The sequence below is a fragment of the Sporosarcina sp. Y352 genome (assembly GCF_056786535.1).
Window position 1 is genome coordinate 108,650 of record NZ_JBXCJE010000007.1, and the last position, 15,840, is coordinate 124,489.

Genomic DNA, 15,840 nt, shown 5'->3' on the forward strand with positions numbered 1-15,840 from the left:
ATGAAGCTGCAGCACTTGGATTAAAGTCCTATGATGATAAACTTAGACGATTATATATATGCGGAACAGTTGCTAGGTAATTTAAAAATGATTCGAATGTAGCGGATAAATGACGAAAACAAAAAAACGCAGCGCGCTTTATATATGCGCATTGCGTTTTACTCTCCAAAATGAAATAGCAATTCGTAAAAATGACGAATTACATGAAAGTTTCTCCATTGTCATAATTAACTTGCCATTCAATTCCAAACTTATCCGTTACCATACCGTAGCTTTTGCTCCAAAACGTTTCTTGAAGTTCCATGCCCACGTTCCCGCCTTCTTTCAGTTTACCAAATATGGCGTTAATCTCATCCTGGTCTTTACTGACTACCGCAAGGCTTATATTGTTCCCCGCAACAAAGGGCATATTGGGAAAAACATCTGAGAACATAACATTGCTCCCTTGAATATTCAAACGAGTGTGCATAACCATGTTTTTCGCTTCTTCTGGAAGGGGATATTCCGGATTAGGTGGTGCTTCTGCAAAAGTCATTATTTTGGGTTCTTCTGTTCCAAAAACCTCCGCGTAAAACAATACCGCTTCACGACAATTTCCGTTAAAGTTTAGGTAAACATCAATAGCCATTCCATTCGCTCCTTCGATTTACATAACATTTATTTGTCACACTATTATAACACTTCGATGATGTAGATGTCCTGTGGGTTGTCTAGAACTGGTGAGTGAGAGCGTCGCGGTTTATCAGGAGTGATTGGTCCTTAGGACTACATGAATCTGGATGAAGGTGGATGGTCAACCGAAGAAACTTAAACTGATTAAAGCGGAATATTCTAATTCAGGTTTTGATTAATACATAATCACAAAAAGCAACATCAACAAACCTTCAATGAGTTTGTGGATGTTGCTTTTTAAATAGAGAAATTACAGCAAATTAGATTTGCCTGATGCCAAATGGACTATCCCGGAATTCGACTGATTCCAGGAATCCATTTGATTTCATTTTATCCAAAAATGCCATCAGTTCTATTTTCATTTCATATAAATCTATGTCTTTTAAGTCAACTTCAATTTTGTCATTTGGTGTTTCCATGGGCATAATCTCACTCCCTTCGAAAGAATGATAAGCTAGAAAAAATTCGTTTTACCATACAGGAAATCACTTTTGGGCTGCGAACTCGTATTTCTTTATTCCTAAGTTGGATAGCAGCTTTTCCTCTTTTCTTTCGCATAACAGCTTCATCAAAATAAATGTCCTCAATTCGCATGCGTACTATCCCTCACTCTCTTACTCAACAATATCATTTATATGGCTAGAATAATATTCAATTAAGTTGGGACATTTTTTTCGGAATTATGCATTTTTTGAGTGTTTCTCTAATTTATTTCCCACATTAAAATGGTATGATTAATGCTACGTATGAACTATGATTTAAAAGAGAGGGATTCGCTAATGAAAGTTGGACATTTAATAAGGGCAGAACGAATCAGACAACAAATGAAACAATTAGTTTTAGCAAAAGGAATCTGCACGCCTTCTTACTTATCCAAAATCGAACGGAATTTGATATTCCCTAGTGAAGACGTCGTTACATTATTATTTAATCGATTAGGTATAGATCCTTCGAAGTTACAAAAAAATGATTTGCAAACTGAGCTAGATTTTGAAAAAATGCTCAATGAGACCTATAAAGAAGTAATTACGAGTCGAGACGTGAGCTTGACTAAACAGAAACTGGATTATCTACTGAATTGTAGTCCACTATTTGAAAACCAATCGCTCTACTACACTTACCTTCTAATCGTTTTACGGTTCCGAATCATTTCAGGTATGGATTTTGATGTACTAAAAAAAGAAATAAACTACTTAGAAGAATCATGTAAAGACTTTAATCCACGGCAAATTTACTTATTAACTGTAAATAAAGCAATCTATAATTATTCGATTGAAAATCGCAATAAATCGATTGAGTATTTCGAAAATGTGTTATTATTAATTGATGATATTTTACTAGAAGACTGGGAAAAAGCAGAAATGAATTTTATGTTTGGGGTAGTATTTACGGCGGATGGCCGAATTTTCACCTCCATTGAATATATTAGAAATGCACTCGAATACTTTAGAGAAAACTTTTTAATGAAGAGAGTATTAGAGTGCTATATACTAATTGGAATCACCAAAAAGAAAAATGAACAATTTCAAGAAGCATATGAATCCTATTTAAAGGCAATGCAAATATGCGATGAATTTAATTTGCACCATGAAAAAGGAATTGTTTACCACAATCTTGGTGCACTTTCCAGTATAATAGGCAATAGTGATGATGCTATAAGTAACTATAAAAAAAGTATTGAATTTAAAACTAATGATGAGGAACCACTTATTTCAATATTTTGTTTAATAATTGAGTATTCTAAGTTAGATAACAAGAAACTTGTTAATGAGTGGTGTAATGAAGGTATGCTTTTGATGTCCCGTTTGGAAGACAATTACTCCATTTCTTATTACCACCATTTTAATATATTCAAATCAATTTACAGTGAAAAAGGTTTGTCCGAAAAAATTGCCGAAGAAGCGATTGAGTACTTCAAGGAGATACAGGATTATCAATATGTTCATAAATACTGTATTGCACTCGCCGAATGGTATTACCGTAATCGAAAATATAAACTATCATCTATTTACTTTAAAGAAGCTAATAGATATGGATATTTATATAGAAAAATAAAAACATGGGAGGATTTATAATGAAGAAACTTTTATCTATTCTATTACTAGTTACAATTTTGAGTGGAGTTACTGGCAATCAAGCTTATGCTTCAAAAGATCGAGTTCCTGAGCTATTCAAAACATCAAGCTTCACAGTCGACCAAAGAATATAAACACAACAAAAGGAACAACCCTTAACGGGTTGTTCCTTCGTTTTTTTTATTGGCTTTACTAAAACAATACCAATCGACTCATCATGCTCCCTATTGCGTAATCACCAAAAAGGATATATAAAATGGAAAAAGCAATCCCAACAATGACGACATAAACGGCTACACAGTAGAGTGGATCCACTGCCGATAAATCTTGCCGCACAAACTTGATAAGAATGTACAGTGGCACAATAAGAAATGCAATTAAAAGCGAGAAGGATAGCAATATGTTTCCGAACGCATACGCTTTTAACAGGAGGAAAATAAGTGCGATTAGAATGAGGAATGTCGATGGAATTAGCTGAGTTCCGTAAATGCCTGCAATGTTTTTTATGGACTGGTCGGGCCCAAGGAATTTAAGCGTGATAAACAATGAACCGATGGAAATTGCCGTACATCCAAAGCTAAGTAATAACGATTTAACCATAACCTCAACAAATGAAGCTTCGTAGGGAAACCCATAAATAAAAATTGGTATATTATTCATGAATGTGAACAAGAAAAGCCCAATTAATATTGATTGAATGACGATAGTAACAATGCCGTTTCTAAATTCCTTTTCCCCCTGGTCCATGGCATCAGAAGGACGCTTCAAATGGTTTACAAAATAGACCCAGTACGCTTTCATGGCCACTTTGACCAATTCAACCTTTTCTATCGACTTTATGTCAGGTTTCGTTGCCGTTCTGCTCATTGTTTGCTGAACTTCGGTGCTTAATGCGTTTCCGCACGTTGCACAAAATTTCCCTTCAATTTGTTTATGTCCACAATTTATGCAGTGCAATCCGATTCCCCTTCACTTTTTACTTTTCCCCCTACTTGCTGCACTTTGCCTCCCCCTTCAGGCACACTATTTTCTAACTATCTTACACACGCATTACACCAATCTATTCTTCACCGCCCGCCTTATATGATTAACTAGCTAGCTCGATTCATATGTAAGCAAAAAAAATTCCTTCAAGTCGCGGAATGGACTCAAAAGGATTTATTAACTAATAAAATCTTTCGACAAATTTCGCAATTCCAACAACTGTGGATAAGGTTATTAACCTTATACCCATGGCTAGCAATGCTTTGCCACTCATTACGAACATGTTTTGAACAGCTTATCCACCACCACCTGTGGATAAGAGAACGGTTGTTCTTAGTCCTAATCTTTGGTAGATTTAGAGTACAGCTTAGTTCTGCCCTATTCTCCAATCTATGTCTCAACATTTCAGTTTAGTACACATATGTTAAAAAAATAGGAGGTGCAATCCCAGTTGAAAAAATTACCTAATGACTTATTGATTAAATCTTACTTCAAAGCAAAAGACATTAAGTTAAATCCTCACTTTATCGAGTTGTTGGAAGAAGAAATTCATCGGCGTTCTTTAAAGATCTAATTCGACTTTTATCTGAATGAAAGAGGATAGCCCCCACAAAAAAGCACCAGGATTTCTACCATCTCATTGTTAAATGAGATTGCCGAAAACCCGGTGCTTACTTATTTTTACTGAACGACCGTAATTGTTCTCTCATTTATATCCTCTACGAATACGTCAATCTCTTCCCTACCCAGTTTGCACCCCTCTCCCCCCGTATATTGTTGTCGCTCGTATACTACTTTTAGACAGAGTCAGAGACGCGCTATTAAAATGGAAATCACTTAAGCGAGGAGATATTGATGTGAAAGTTTTCGACATCCATTCAGATCTTTTTACGGACATCGCATGGAGAAGGAGTAACGGAGAAACTGATGTATTCGACCGAATTCATTATCCGCAATTGAAAAAAGGCGGTGTCGATTCAATTTGTTGTGTGATTTGGGTTGAACCCGCCTTCCGTCAAGATCCTTTCACACGTTTTCAGACGATTTTAACACATGTGTTGGATGATTTGCGTTCGTCTAAACATGCTAATGTTTGCCTAATTACCGATGACATGAAAGACGCGACGCGTTCGGGGAAGATTAATCTCTTTTTAGGGATTGAAGGAATGCGTTTTCTTGAACACTGGGGACAAGATTCATTCGAAAGTAATATCAATGCCGCTTTTGATGAATTACATGCTAACAAATTCAGACAGTCCATTTTCGTATGGAATGAATGCAATCTTCTTGCAAGCGGTACGGGTTCAGCTGACGAACCTGCAAAGAGAGGACTGACAGCTTTAGGTGAGCTCGCGGTGCGGAAAGCGAATGAGCTCAATTGGATCCTCGATGCTTCCCATTTGGACGAAAAGTCTTTCTGGAATATGCATGCGATTTCCAATCAGCCGATCATTGCATCGCATAGCAATGCAATTGCCCTATGCCCGCATGAAAGGAATTTGACGGATGCTCAAATGAAAGCAATTGCCGAGGGCGGCGGAATCATTGGATTGAATGCGTTCAGTGGTTTTATAGACAAAGTGAATCCTACGCTGGACCGTTTTGTCGACCATGCGGTGTACATAGCGGACCTTGTTGGACCTCAACACATCGCGCTTGGTTTTGACTTTCTCGATTATTTGTCAGCGTATGATTTAGTATCAAAATCGCCGCGCACAGTTGGACTGGAGGACTGTACCAAAATTCCCGATTTGCTGGAACGCATGGCAGTGAGAGGTTTTTCCAAAAATGAGCTGGAGGGGATTAGCTTCGATAATGCTTTCAGCTTTATGAGTAAGAGGTTGAAATGAAGACAAAATTTGTTGTTGTTTTCTACAAGACCATTTTCGGTTCGCTTTGGACAACGTGAACGCTACAGGATTAACGATGAACCAAGGGCTATGAGTAGTAACGAAGTCACTACTCATAGCCCTTTTTTCGGTAATGCTGTACCTGTTTGTTGTCCGTCGCTCCCTTAAAACGACCAAGGTAAAAGTGCGCTTGCTTTTTTTAATGAAAGAATGGATTCTTCTCTATGCAGTTTCAATGCGCCCGAAGGTACAATTTCGTGCGCTACCCCCACTTCTATAGTTTCCCCATCGCCAAGAATGAACCAACGCAGGCCGTAAAAGTGATAGCCAAGCCCTATTTTAACGGGGCTTCTAACGCCTGACTTCATTCCCCGAATTCAAAATCCACACTCCCCCTTCCCCTTTATGAAATTGCTTCCATCTTTCTTTCAATCCTGAGTCAATCGTGTTACATCACGTTTGACTCAGCGAATTGGTAGTATAATGGAATTAGGTCACTTTTAGAGGAGTATGATTATGAATAAGAAACGTTTATCCTGGGTGGATGTCACGAAAGGATTTTTAATGATTCTTGTCGTCATTGGTCATTATCCCGGTCAACTCGATTTCCCGCTCGCAAAATATATATACTGGTTCCACATGCCGGCTTTTTTCATTTTGAGTGGCTTGTTTTTCAAACCCGCGTTAGAAAAAGGGTTTATGAAGTTAACGATTCACAAACGCTTTATGCAATTAATAGTACCTTATTTGTTTTTCCTGTTAGCAATCACGACAATCCGTTATGGAATCGAAATTGGTTCAGGCAATATGGAACTGGCTTGGTATGCAAATGACTTTTGGACACTTGTAGTAGGCGGTCGTTTTGCACGTGGCGCATACGGTGTGTTCTGGTTTGTGACTACACTATTCTTTACGTACCTTTTCTTCTTATGGATGACAAAATACTTTAACCGCACAAAACAGATCGTTATCTTATCGATTTTCTATATCGTTGCCCATTTTGAAAGCATTTTTGCCATGCAAGTCATAGGTGGTGCCCCAGATACAGCTTCTCAAGCGATTCCAATGATTTGGAACATTGATGTTGCGCTTATGGCGGTCGTCTATTTTGCACTGGGCTATTATTTAAAGTCGATTTGGATGAATGTCACGAAGTGGTGGTTACTCGCTGGATTGACTGTTAGTATATCAGCCTATTTTCTAGATGAATTCCATGTAATTGACTATCATTTGAGTATGAAATTTCTACGTTATGAACATTTCGTGTTAGATTTGATCATTCCATTGTCATTCACGCTCGTTCTGGTTGGCGTAGTTCAACTCATTGCTACTCGCTTGTCGCTCAACTGGCTACAATGGATTGAGAAACACTCACTGACGATTATGTACTTGCACATCTTTACAGATATTTTGTTAAATGATTACTTTACGTATGGAATTGTTGGATTCACAGCATTTGGATTAATCGTACCAATCGTTGTTTCCATCATTATTCAGAAATTGCTGCCGCACGGAAAACTGCTACTCGGTGGATTTTCACCGAAAAAGCGTACGCCTCCCGTTACAACTTAAATAGCTGAACCTCCGTTGACTAACTTGTTCAATCGAGTCATACAAACTAAAGCACGAAAAAGACCGCTAATTCACATATGAATTAGCGGTCTTTAAAATGCCTATATATCACCATTTAAGCACAAATAACACCTTATTTCAACAATCAAATTGACACTCGTTTAATCAAACGTTCGACATTGTTTTTCGATTTCTTCTTGCGAAATATGTTTCTTTATTTTTACGTTTGTCACTTGTAACCCTGTTAGGTTAGAATCACTTACAGAAAAAGTAAGCTTATCATAATCTCCACCGTGGTGTCCTGAATAATTTAAAGCACTGGCAAAAATGAGATGTCTCCTAGGATCGCCATCAATCGGTTCAATTTTGATTTTTGGACACATGAAATATTCCGAATAAGATGGGCCCAACTGGTATAAATAACGTGTGAACAATGCTTCTTCAAGTAACTCTTCTTTAGTAAGTCCGTCCACTTCTTTTCTCCACCCTACCATGAGCCAATCATAGAGAGATTGTGATTTTAATCGCACTTTTTGTCTATTTTCTGCAACGATTAATTCCCCTTCTTTAGCTGTGCAGGTTTTGCGTTTATTTTTAACTACACATGTATAAGCGGGTTCCATAGTGATCACTTCACCATTTGCCATTTTTAACGTCAATTTATTGGATGGATTATCTACAGGTACCTCGGTTGTTCCTTTCACTCGGGCAGAGTTATTAAGCCAGTACACCACTTTTCTGAGTACACGTTCTTGAAAACCATCATTGATACTGAATACACGCTGAAGTCCGGAATTATTTTCAACTTTAATGTTTTCAATATCACTATGCTCTAATGAATGCGTCTTCAATTGTTCCAAAAAAGGTTGATTGGTATCCTTCTTTGCTTCAGCCACTTGGCTAACTGAATTAATTAAATTGACATCAAAAAAATACTTATTAATATCTTGGTTAGGTGCAGCTTGCTTCGCAAAAACACCCGTATTATTTGCGAGAAATAGGATACAAAAAAGGACGTAGAGTGTTTTCTTCAATAGTGTCCACCTACCATTTCTTTAAAGGTATCTTTCCCGAATAATCTTCAACTATTCTGCCCATTAAAAATGCGCCTCTACTTGTTGTAGAAACGCACCCGTTTACTTAATAGCAAATGATCACAACCCGCTATTTCTCCCAAAGCTCGATAAGTCGACCTTCAGGATCTTTAATCCAAATAAACTTTCCGTATTCACTAACCTCTTTTTTCTTTTCAAGAAGTACACCAATATGTTCAAGATGCTTAATAGTCTCGTTTAGATCATGTACTTCGAAATTTAACATCACTTGTTGTTCTGTTGGAAAATAACTGTCATTCTCGGTAAAGAAAGAAAAGATAGTCTCATTTTCTAATTGAGGTTTAATCACAGTCCCATTCCAATTTTCTATTTCAATCTTCAACACTTCACTGTACCATTTTTTCACAACATCCATATTCTTAGTTCTCCAAAATATTCCTCCGAAACCTTTTATCATCGTATCTATCTCCTGTCTGTCTTTTAATCTATAGTTTTCGATTTAATGTAAAGTTTCTTCTACTGCCACTAGGTTGGAACAAGAACAGTACTTTGTCTATATTCGGCCACAATAATACGAATACCTTTTTATTAAACAAAAGGAAATGGTTGAATCATTTCCTTTTAAAAGGGAAAGTCATGTCCATTGTCGAATAGATACTGATTGAGTAAATGAATGATTCCAACTTTTCTGAAATGAATGATGTGATTGTGTGAATTTCATACAAAATATGTTATTAGGGGTGCATGAATGATGAATAAACAAGTGAATGGAGCAAGTCTTAATGATGCTGTATACATCGGGATCACAGAAGCTGAAGCACTTACAGGCATACCAAACGCCACTCTGAAACGCTATATCCTAAATCACGCGCAATTCATCCACTTTAAGAAGATTGGAAGAGAATACAGAATCAGAATTACTGAAATAGAAAAGCTGAAGATTATCAGGAAGCTGTATAACGACGGTCATAAATTGGATGTGGTCAATGAGAAGCTGGAAACTGAAGGACTGCCCATCACCCTAACTTCCAATTCAGAAGAAGGTTTGAACCTGATTTCAGTTAATGAAGAAGTTGCCGAATTGAAATCTATGCTTGTATTACAGAATCAGCTACTTCAGCAAGTTGTTTTGAAGCTAGATGATGTTGAAAAAGAAAGAGTTGAAAGGGAACGGCTTTTGCTTCAGGAACTCCAAGAATCAAATCAGCTTTACCAGCAAAATATCGGGGAATTAAAGCTTTTGTTAAACCGTCACGAATCGGAAAGGGTTTCTAATTTACGATTAAGCATGGAAGAAGTTTCTGCAACTGTGGAAGGTATCAAAAAAGAAGTAGAATTGAAGGAGGAAGCAGCACGGAATAAAAGTTGGTGGCAAAAAATTTCAAGGAGGTAAAATAGGGAATTTCTTTACTTGTCAGTTACGATTCCCCTAACGGATTTATGTAAAATTCCTTTTGCCCCTCTCAGCTGAACGCGTTATCCATTTACGACGTTCAGCTTTTCTGGTTTGAATTGATAAATTCTGCGATCCGTCTTCCTAAGATTGCGGAACCTTCTTTACCTGGATGTAACCCATCTGCAGTAAGTTGAAAAAGCCCTTGCAAGTAGTCTGTCTCTAAATTCAAATCGCTCACTTCATGTAAATGAAAGCATGTAATCGCGTGTTCTTTACATCTATCCAAAATTGCATTGTTGTATTGGTCAATGGTGAGTGGATGGGTTTTCGTCGGTTTGGGTACGCGGTTCAAAAGTGTACTGACGACGATAACTGCATTTGGAAATTTGGCTTTGAGGCCACTTAGTACAATGTTAAACGAGCCGTTAAAATCGGAAATCAACGTACTGTCTCGGTCTCCAATAGGTATTTGTGCTGCATAATCATTCGTTCCTATCAACATGAAAACAATATCCGCATCCGTATTCATCATTTGCCAACGCGACACAACAGGGGGTAATCTGTCATCCAGTCCCTCTCCCGGGAATAAGTGATCCCGGCTTGCAATCGTTCCGCCACTAATCCCATAGTTACGCGCAGTTCCAAGCTTTAAGGATTGATCGACAGTGGTCACATAAGTCACAAAGTTTCTTTTAGCGGTACCGCTCGTAATGCTGTCTCCGAGAAAGTTAACTTTCTTACCTGCCCAACGACTTTCGATAGGTTGTTGTTTTTTTGTGAAGTATTTTTTTATAATAGAACGAATGATTGGCATTCTTTTCAACCCCTCTGATAAATAAATGTCTAATGTCTAACGTCTAGTTTAACTTGAGCAAAAGAGGTCCGGCAACTTTCATCCGAACAAAGATCGTTTCTCCAATATCTTCACTGGATACGCACGTGGAAATGAACGCTGATTTATAAGTCATCACACAAAAAACTCAGCCTTTTACTTACAAGGCTGAGTTCCATTTTTTACGCTGTTATTTCATTTGAAATATTACATACTATTATGTATGTATACCTACAATTTCATCAATTAAGCACTTTAATTTTAACCGTTTTACGTCCCCAGTTTAGGGCATCTTGCTCATTTTCCATAAAGACATCAATGGTATTTCCTTTAATCGCACTGCCTTTATCTCCAGCGATTGCTTCTCCATACCCTTCAACCCATACGCGCGTTCCAAGTGCAATTACGGAAGGGTCAACTGCGATGACCTTTTGGTTTGGATTTGAACGCAAATCAATTCCTGTCGCTGTTACGCCTGAGCATCCGTCGCAATAAGCTGTATACGCGGTCGCTGTCACAGTCATCTCTTTTGCTGCCGGTGAAGCTGCCGCTACTTTTGTTGTCTGTGCAACAGATTTAGATGATGCAGGAGCTTTTGAACCCCCAAAGACTAACTTGTCGCCCGGATGGATTAAATCACTTGAGAGATTATTGCTCGTCATTAAAGCACCCACTGAGACGTTGTGAGCCCCTGCAATTTTGAACAATGTATCACCTTTTACGACGACGTATGTTTTCACCTTGTCTTCTACTTTGTCTTCTATTTTAAGACGTTGTGTCGGATAGATAAGAGTAGACTCTAATCCGTTCCAAGCCTGTAATTTTTCGACGCTGACATTCTCTTCTTGCGAAATAGACCATAATGTTTCTCCTGTTTCTACCGTATGAACGCTAGATGCAGATGCTTGACCTGCCGCCCCTATTGATAATCCTGCAATTGCCGCTAGTGCAATGATATGTTTTTTCATTTATTGAACTTCCTCCTCTTCACTACCAAAACTTAGTATACCCCCCAAAGATTTCATTACCGTTGCAGGTATGTGTGTGGAAGATATCAATTGTGTGACACAATTCACCTCTTTGATTTATTTGAAACAATCTGTATAGTTGTCGGTAATTTTGCATATACTACTAGTCACAGAGACGCGGCACTTCTCTGTCCCGCGATAGGGGCACCTTCGACGGAAGCTGAAAAACAATACTACGCCAAATCCGACTGGGGATTACCCAGTAGTGCCGCAATCTATTATTGACCATTATAAGTTCGCTTTGTACTAAGCCAACCCTACACAATTAAAGACAAAATAAGCGCAAAGATAAGTGACTTCGCCACTTATCTTTGCGCTCTTTTCGGTCATCAAGTTACCGTTAATTGAGAGGTACCTGCGTCAGACACAAAGACAAACAATTCATATTTCCAAGTAATTATATTAAAAACAAGAAAAACCGCGTAGGTATTAATCTACTTTGTATTATTATAGAATTGAGTTGTATTTACTGAATAGGTACTTAAAATTTAATAAGAAGCAAGAACAAACAATAAATAACAGACCAATAGCGTTTAAGCTAAGGTCTGTTTTTTATTATATGGAAGTATCTTGTTCAGCAGCCTGACCAATTCGCTGTTTCTTAGACTTTCTAAAATAAAGCAATTCATATATACAAGGGACAACAATCAGAGTTAGCAGGGTCGCCATGGCTAACCCACCGATAACAACAATCGCGAGACTTTGTGATACTAAACTTCCTGTTTCTGCTTGTTTCACTAGAAGTGGAAGCATCGCACAGATAGTTGCAATCGCAGTCATGAAAATCGGTCTCATCCTTGTCGCGGTTGCTTCAACAAGCGCATCACGAATAATCATTTTTTGTTCATTTTGTTTTACTCGGTCTAAAAGTACAATCGCATTTGTTACGACGATACCAATTAGCATTAATGCTCCTAGAAGTGCCGTGATATCAACTGGTATTCCACTGATAAGAACTCCTAAAATGGCGCCTATTGCAGCCAGTGGTAGAGAGCAAAGAATAGCGATTGGCGCTTTGATTGACTTAAATGTGATAACCATTATTAAAAATACAATCCCGATGGAAACAAGCATAATGAGAAATAAATCTGTAAAATCATCTGCTTGTTGGCTACTTGATCCGCCTACCAGAACCTCGACATTCTCTGGAAGCTCCATGCCTTCCTTGTCATTTTTATCACCGAAAATTTCTGCATTTATTCCGCTCGAGACTTCAGATAGTTTTGCAGGATCAACCGAGGCTGTTACTCGGAGGTAGGCATCCCCATCTTTATGGAACTGGTTAGTTGAACGCTCTTCACTTTGTAACTTAGCAATAGATGATACTGGTACTAGACCTGTATCAGTCATGACTGGTATATTTTCTATGTCTTCAGGTGTTTTCGTATCCAGGAGAGGTTCTAGAAATACAACTTTTTGTTTATCGTCTAAACTAATCGTTCCTATTGGTGTCTTATTTAACATCACACCTAACTGTTGTGCGATTTGTTCTGTGTTTCCTTTTGTTGGATCAACAACGAGGGAGTGCACGGTTTTCTTTTCATCTTGATTGGTCGTAACTTCCTCTACGCCTTCCAGGTTCTGTACTTTTTCTTTTATAGTTGTTGCCACTTTTTCAAGATTCGCCAAATTTCCGCCTACTACATCAATGGTAATATTCGTACTTGCTCCTCCCATCATAAAGGAAGCAGTAGTTACTTCTAAGAGGGCATCAGGATATTGATCTTTTTTCTTTTCCATTTCAATTACGATATGTTCTGTATCTTTTTTATCTTCTAATAAAATACTGAAGGTTGCTTCAGTCGGTGATCCAACCCAGCCATATTGTGCCGCTTCAGCTGGAGAACCTACCTGTGAAAACACATGTTTTACTTCATCCATTTTTTGAATAGATGACTCCAGTTCCATTGTTTTTTCCTTAACTTTTTCAAGTGGTGTATCATTCGGGTAACTTAGCGTTGTCAAAACATAGTCTGCAGAGGAGCTATCAACTGCACCTTTTGGGATAGCAAAGTAAGTACCAATGGATCCGATGAATAGGAAAATGGAAATGGAGAAGACAATCCATTTATGATTCAGGGACCATGTAACTATTTTCGGAAAACGAACAGCTCGTTTAGGTTCAGGCAACTTTGTATTCTTCAATAATCCCGCACTCATTAACGGAACAACCGTCAAAGCGACGAGCAGAGATGCGAGCAAAGAATAGGTAACCGTTAAAGCGAATGGTAAAAGGAATTCTTGAAGGCCACCATTTAACAAGCTCATCGGTAAGAAAACGGCTACTGTTGTTAAGGTTGAAGCAGTAATAGCGACTCCAACTTGCTTAGTTGCATCAATAATCAATTGGACTGAGAATTGTTCTGTTTGCATTTTACGGAAAATATTTTCGATTACGACAATACTGTCATCTACTAAACGCCCAACTGCGACAGCTACACCGCCAAGCGTTAATATATTCAATGTTACACCAGACCATGACAGTAGAAATAGGGTGAAGCAAAGTGATAATGGAATTGATACAATTGTAATAAAAGTAGTACGGATATTTCGTAGGAAAATCATAATAACAATCGTTGCAAATAGTGCACCAAGGAGAACTTCTTTTATCATCGTATGAACGGAGTTTTCAACTAAATCAGCAGAGGAAATGTAAATAACTGATTCCTGCTGATTATAATTTTCATTGATTTCCTTTGTCACTTTTTCGATTTCTTTGCTAATAGTCACCGCATTGGATTGACTATCCTTTGTGATGCTAATATCTAAGCTATCCTTTCCATTAAAACGGCTAATGAAATTCAAGTCTTTTGTTTCTTTAATCGTGGCGATATCCCCGAGTGTTAAATTAGTTGCTACAGTTAAATTTTTCAATTTATCAATGCTTGTTAAATCGCCGATTACTTTAATATTGCTTGTTTTTCCATCAATAATTTTTTCACCGACAGCTACAGCGGTATTTTGACCATTAAGAATACTCATAATCGCTTGAAGAGAAATCTGATTTTCAGCTAATTTACCATCATCAATTTTGACGGAAATGATGGAATCTGTAATCCCATATACATCTACTTTGGAGACCCCTTTGATTTCTTGATAGAGAGATGTAAGTTTTTCGCGTGCAAACTCCATATTTTCAGTAGTCAAACCTTCATTAAAGCTGACGGCAATGTTAGCAATCGGAATCATAGAAGTATTTAGCTGTGAGATTGTTGGCTTGGATAAATAGATAGGCAAAGCTACATTGCTTATCGCTTCTTGTACATCCTGTTTGGCTTGTTTCATATCAGTTCCTGCCTCGAAGAACAGATCCACTTTTGAAAACCCATCTCCAGTTGTAGAATAGACGGATGTTTTTCCATTTAACCCTGTAATTGCTCTTTCAATCGGAATGGTTACTTCAGATTCCATTGTTTTGGAGTCAGTTCCCTGACCCATGGAAATAATAGTGACTTGCGGATTATCGGCAGATGGTAAAAACTCCATAGGTAGTCTGAAATAACTGACAACCCCTATCACTAATATTAACATGGTAAATACAGCGACAGCGGCCTTGTTACCAAAAGCCCATTTGGTAAATGTCGACATAGAAATTCTCCTCCTAATAAATATAATAATTTAAAAAATTCCGACTCATCAACATATGCTACCTTCCATAGTTTTAGTTGCATCTTAATTGTATAAAATAGAAATATATTCCACATTGCTCCTTAGTATTATCTTATCCTAAGACCTAAGGCTTAGCGTTAATGGGTAGTAGGTTCTCATTGAATTTCGAATTGTTTCAGAACCAGATACCTCGTATATTAGTAATAAGAGCTCTTTCCGATAGAATCTCCAGTTGATCCGGACTGCTGGGGAACCTGTTGGATTCCAATAGGAAATGGTCGCCTTTTGGCTTCCCCACCTTGTTTTTTTATCTGTTTCATCCTGATTACCGGGGAAGTCGAAGATGTTTCTCTTAACTACTTATGATTACTTGCTTGCAGGTGCTCACCTGTCTTTTTATCATGCTTACAAATAAAGTATGGATATTATTTGTAATTCTGCAAAATAAAATTTACACTGCACGCACAGTATATTAAATTTATGTACTTTCTTATTCTTTGAGAAAAGGGCAACTTCCACCAAATTGACGGAAGTTGCCCTTTTATTGCACTATTTATAGCTTTTGCCCACTTCTTATCTGCTCTGACTTAGTCGATCCAGGCAGTAGTCCAGTTCTTCCTTCATTCAGTGTAAATGGTACTTTTGATTTAATAGACATTATTCAGGATATATCCCGACTATTACCAAAGAACAACCAGCGCAGGCGCATTTCTGTGGCAGCCGAGGCATGTGTCCTGGGCTATTTATATCCCAGTCTTTACAAGTGG

General features: G+C 37.9%; 15 protein-coding genes. 6 read left to right on the plus strand and 9 right to left on the minus strand.

The features are described from left to right. Window positions 1-199 precede the first annotated feature (199 nt). The gene (locus AC1TO6_RS13465; protein WP_482102122.1) at window positions 200-628 is read right to left on the minus strand and encodes a VOC family protein; all 429 of its coding nucleotides are present in this window, start codon (window positions 626-628) and stop codon (window positions 200-202) included. A 304-nt stretch (window positions 629-932) separates the two neighbouring features. Then, window positions 933-1,097 carry a hypothetical protein gene (locus AC1TO6_RS13470; protein ID WP_482102123.1) on the minus strand — a complete coding sequence of 55 codons (165 nt, stop codon included), beginning with the start codon at window positions 1,095-1,097 and terminating at the stop codon, window positions 933-935. A 354-nt stretch (window positions 1,098-1,451) separates the two neighbouring features. Between AC1TO6_RS13470 and AC1TO6_RS13475 the strand changes: the two genes are divergently transcribed. Both AC1TO6_RS13475 and AC1TO6_RS13480 read left to right on the plus strand, forming a co-directional pair. Further along, on the plus strand, window positions 1,452-2,747 hold the full coding sequence (locus AC1TO6_RS13475; protein WP_482102124.1) for a tetratricopeptide repeat protein: 1,296 nt from the start codon (window positions 1,452-1,454) through the stop codon (window positions 2,745-2,747). Continuing rightward, the gene (locus AC1TO6_RS13480) at window positions 2,747-2,881 is read left to right on the plus strand and encodes a hypothetical protein (protein WP_482102125.1); all 135 of its coding nucleotides are present in this window, start codon (window positions 2,747-2,749) and stop codon (window positions 2,879-2,881) included. Before AC1TO6_RS13475 ends, AC1TO6_RS13480 begins: the two co-directional genes overlap by 1 nt. A gap of 58 nt (window positions 2,882-2,939) precedes the next feature. Here the strand turns inward: AC1TO6_RS13480 and AC1TO6_RS13485 are convergent, their stop codons facing one another. Beyond that, on the minus strand, window positions 2,940-3,704 hold the full coding sequence (locus tag AC1TO6_RS13485; RefSeq protein WP_482102126.1) for a hypothetical protein: 765 nt from the start codon (window positions 3,702-3,704) through the stop codon (window positions 2,940-2,942). 466 nt (window positions 3,705-4,170) lie between these two features. Here AC1TO6_RS13485 and sda point away from each other — a divergent pair, with 466 nt between their 5' ends. Beyond that, on the plus strand, window positions 4,171-4,305 hold the full coding sequence (gene sda / locus AC1TO6_RS13490; RefSeq protein WP_482102127.1) for a sporulation histidine kinase inhibitor Sda: 135 nt from the start codon (window positions 4,171-4,173) through the stop codon (window positions 4,303-4,305). Between the two features lie 283 nt (window positions 4,306-4,588). Then, complete coding sequence (locus AC1TO6_RS13495) at window positions 4,589-5,581, plus strand: dipeptidase (protein WP_482102128.1); 993 nt, start codon at window positions 4,589-4,591, stop codon at window positions 5,579-5,581. A 164-nt stretch (window positions 5,582-5,745) separates the two neighbouring features. Here the strand turns inward: AC1TO6_RS13495 and AC1TO6_RS13500 are convergent, their stop codons facing one another. Further along, window positions 5,746-5,949 carry a hypothetical protein gene (locus AC1TO6_RS13500; protein WP_482102129.1) on the minus strand — a complete coding sequence of 68 codons (204 nt, stop codon included), beginning with the start codon at window positions 5,947-5,949 and terminating at the stop codon, window positions 5,746-5,748. Window positions 5,950-6,097: 148 nt separating this feature from the next. On the opposite strand from AC1TO6_RS13500, the gene AC1TO6_RS13505 reads away from it, so the two are divergent. Then, a complete protein-coding gene (locus AC1TO6_RS13505) occupies window positions 6,098-7,153 on the plus strand; it encodes an acyltransferase family protein (RefSeq protein WP_482102130.1) in 1,056 nt (351 codons plus the stop codon). A gap of 161 nt (window positions 7,154-7,314) precedes the next feature. Here the strand turns inward: AC1TO6_RS13505 and AC1TO6_RS13510 are convergent, their stop codons facing one another. Then, window positions 7,315-8,187 carry a hypothetical protein gene (locus AC1TO6_RS13510; protein WP_482102131.1) on the minus strand — a complete coding sequence of 291 codons (873 nt, stop codon included), beginning with the start codon at window positions 8,185-8,187 and terminating at the stop codon, window positions 7,315-7,317. 130 nt (window positions 8,188-8,317) lie between these two features. Beyond that, window positions 8,318-8,665 (minus strand): VOC family protein, encoded by a 348-nt coding sequence (locus AC1TO6_RS13515; protein ID WP_482102132.1) that lies wholly within the window; start codon window positions 8,663-8,665, stop codon window positions 8,318-8,320. A 291-nt stretch (window positions 8,666-8,956) separates the two neighbouring features. Here AC1TO6_RS13515 and AC1TO6_RS13520 point away from each other — a divergent pair, with 291 nt between their 5' ends. Continuing rightward, window positions 8,957-9,601 (plus strand): hypothetical protein, encoded by a 645-nt coding sequence (locus AC1TO6_RS13520; RefSeq protein WP_482102133.1) that lies wholly within the window; start codon window positions 8,957-8,959, stop codon window positions 9,599-9,601. A gap of 100 nt (window positions 9,602-9,701) precedes the next feature. Here AC1TO6_RS13520 and AC1TO6_RS13525 read toward each other — a convergent pair whose 3' ends face one another. The 3 genes from AC1TO6_RS13525 to AC1TO6_RS13535 form a co-directional block, all read right to left on the minus strand. Continuing rightward, window positions 9,702-10,418, minus strand: coding sequence for an SGNH/GDSL hydrolase family protein (locus tag AC1TO6_RS13525; RefSeq protein ID WP_482102134.1), 717 nt, complete (start codon window positions 10,416-10,418; stop codon window positions 9,702-9,704). 260 nt (window positions 10,419-10,678) lie between these two features. Beyond that, window positions 10,679-11,404 carry a 3D domain-containing protein gene (locus AC1TO6_RS13530; RefSeq protein WP_482102135.1) on the minus strand — a complete coding sequence of 242 codons (726 nt, stop codon included), beginning with the start codon at window positions 11,402-11,404 and terminating at the stop codon, window positions 10,679-10,681. 615 nt (window positions 11,405-12,019) lie between these two features. After that, window positions 12,020-15,052 carry an efflux RND transporter permease subunit gene (locus AC1TO6_RS13535; RefSeq protein ID WP_482102136.1) on the minus strand — a complete coding sequence of 1,011 codons (3,033 nt, stop codon included), beginning with the start codon at window positions 15,050-15,052 and terminating at the stop codon, window positions 12,020-12,022. Window positions 15,053-15,840: the final 788 nt, after the last annotated feature.

Excerpts from the sequence above, each read along its gene's own strand:
- AC1TO6_RS13465 (WP_482102122.1), bottom strand. The coding sequence starts at position 628 with ATGGCTATTGATGTTTACCTAAACTTTAACGGAAATTGTCGTGAAGCG.
- AC1TO6_RS13505 (WP_482102130.1), top strand. The coding sequence starts at position 6,098 with ATGAATAAGAAACGTTTATCCTGGGTGGATGTCACGAAAGGATTTTTA.
- AC1TO6_RS13535 (WP_482102136.1), bottom strand. The coding sequence starts at position 15,052 with ATGTCGACATTTACCAAATGGGCTTTTGGTAACAAGGCCGCTGTCGCT.
- AC1TO6_RS13500 (WP_482102129.1), bottom strand. The coding sequence starts at position 5,949 with ATGAAGTCAGGCGTTAGAAGCCCCGTTAAAATAGGGCTTGGCTATCAC.
- AC1TO6_RS13470 (WP_482102123.1), bottom strand. The coding sequence starts at position 1,097 with ATGCCCATGGAAACACCAAATGACAAAATTGAAGTTGACTTAAAAGAC.
- AC1TO6_RS13525 (WP_482102134.1), bottom strand. The coding sequence starts at position 10,418 with ATGCCAATCATTCGTTCTATTATAAAAAAATACTTCACAAAAAAACAA.
- AC1TO6_RS13480 (WP_482102125.1), top strand. The coding sequence starts at position 2,747 with ATGAAGAAACTTTTATCTATTCTATTACTAGTTACAATTTTGAGTGGA.
- AC1TO6_RS13530 (WP_482102135.1), bottom strand. The coding sequence starts at position 11,404 with ATGAAAAAACATATCATTGCACTAGCGGCAATTGCAGGATTATCAATA.
- AC1TO6_RS13475 (WP_482102124.1), top strand. The coding sequence starts at position 1,452 with ATGAAAGTTGGACATTTAATAAGGGCAGAACGAATCAGACAACAAATG.
- AC1TO6_RS13520 (WP_482102133.1), top strand. The coding sequence starts at position 8,957 with ATGATGAATAAACAAGTGAATGGAGCAAGTCTTAATGATGCTGTATAC.
- AC1TO6_RS13515 (WP_482102132.1), bottom strand. The coding sequence starts at position 8,665 with ATGATAAAAGGTTTCGGAGGAATATTTTGGAGAACTAAGAATATGGAT.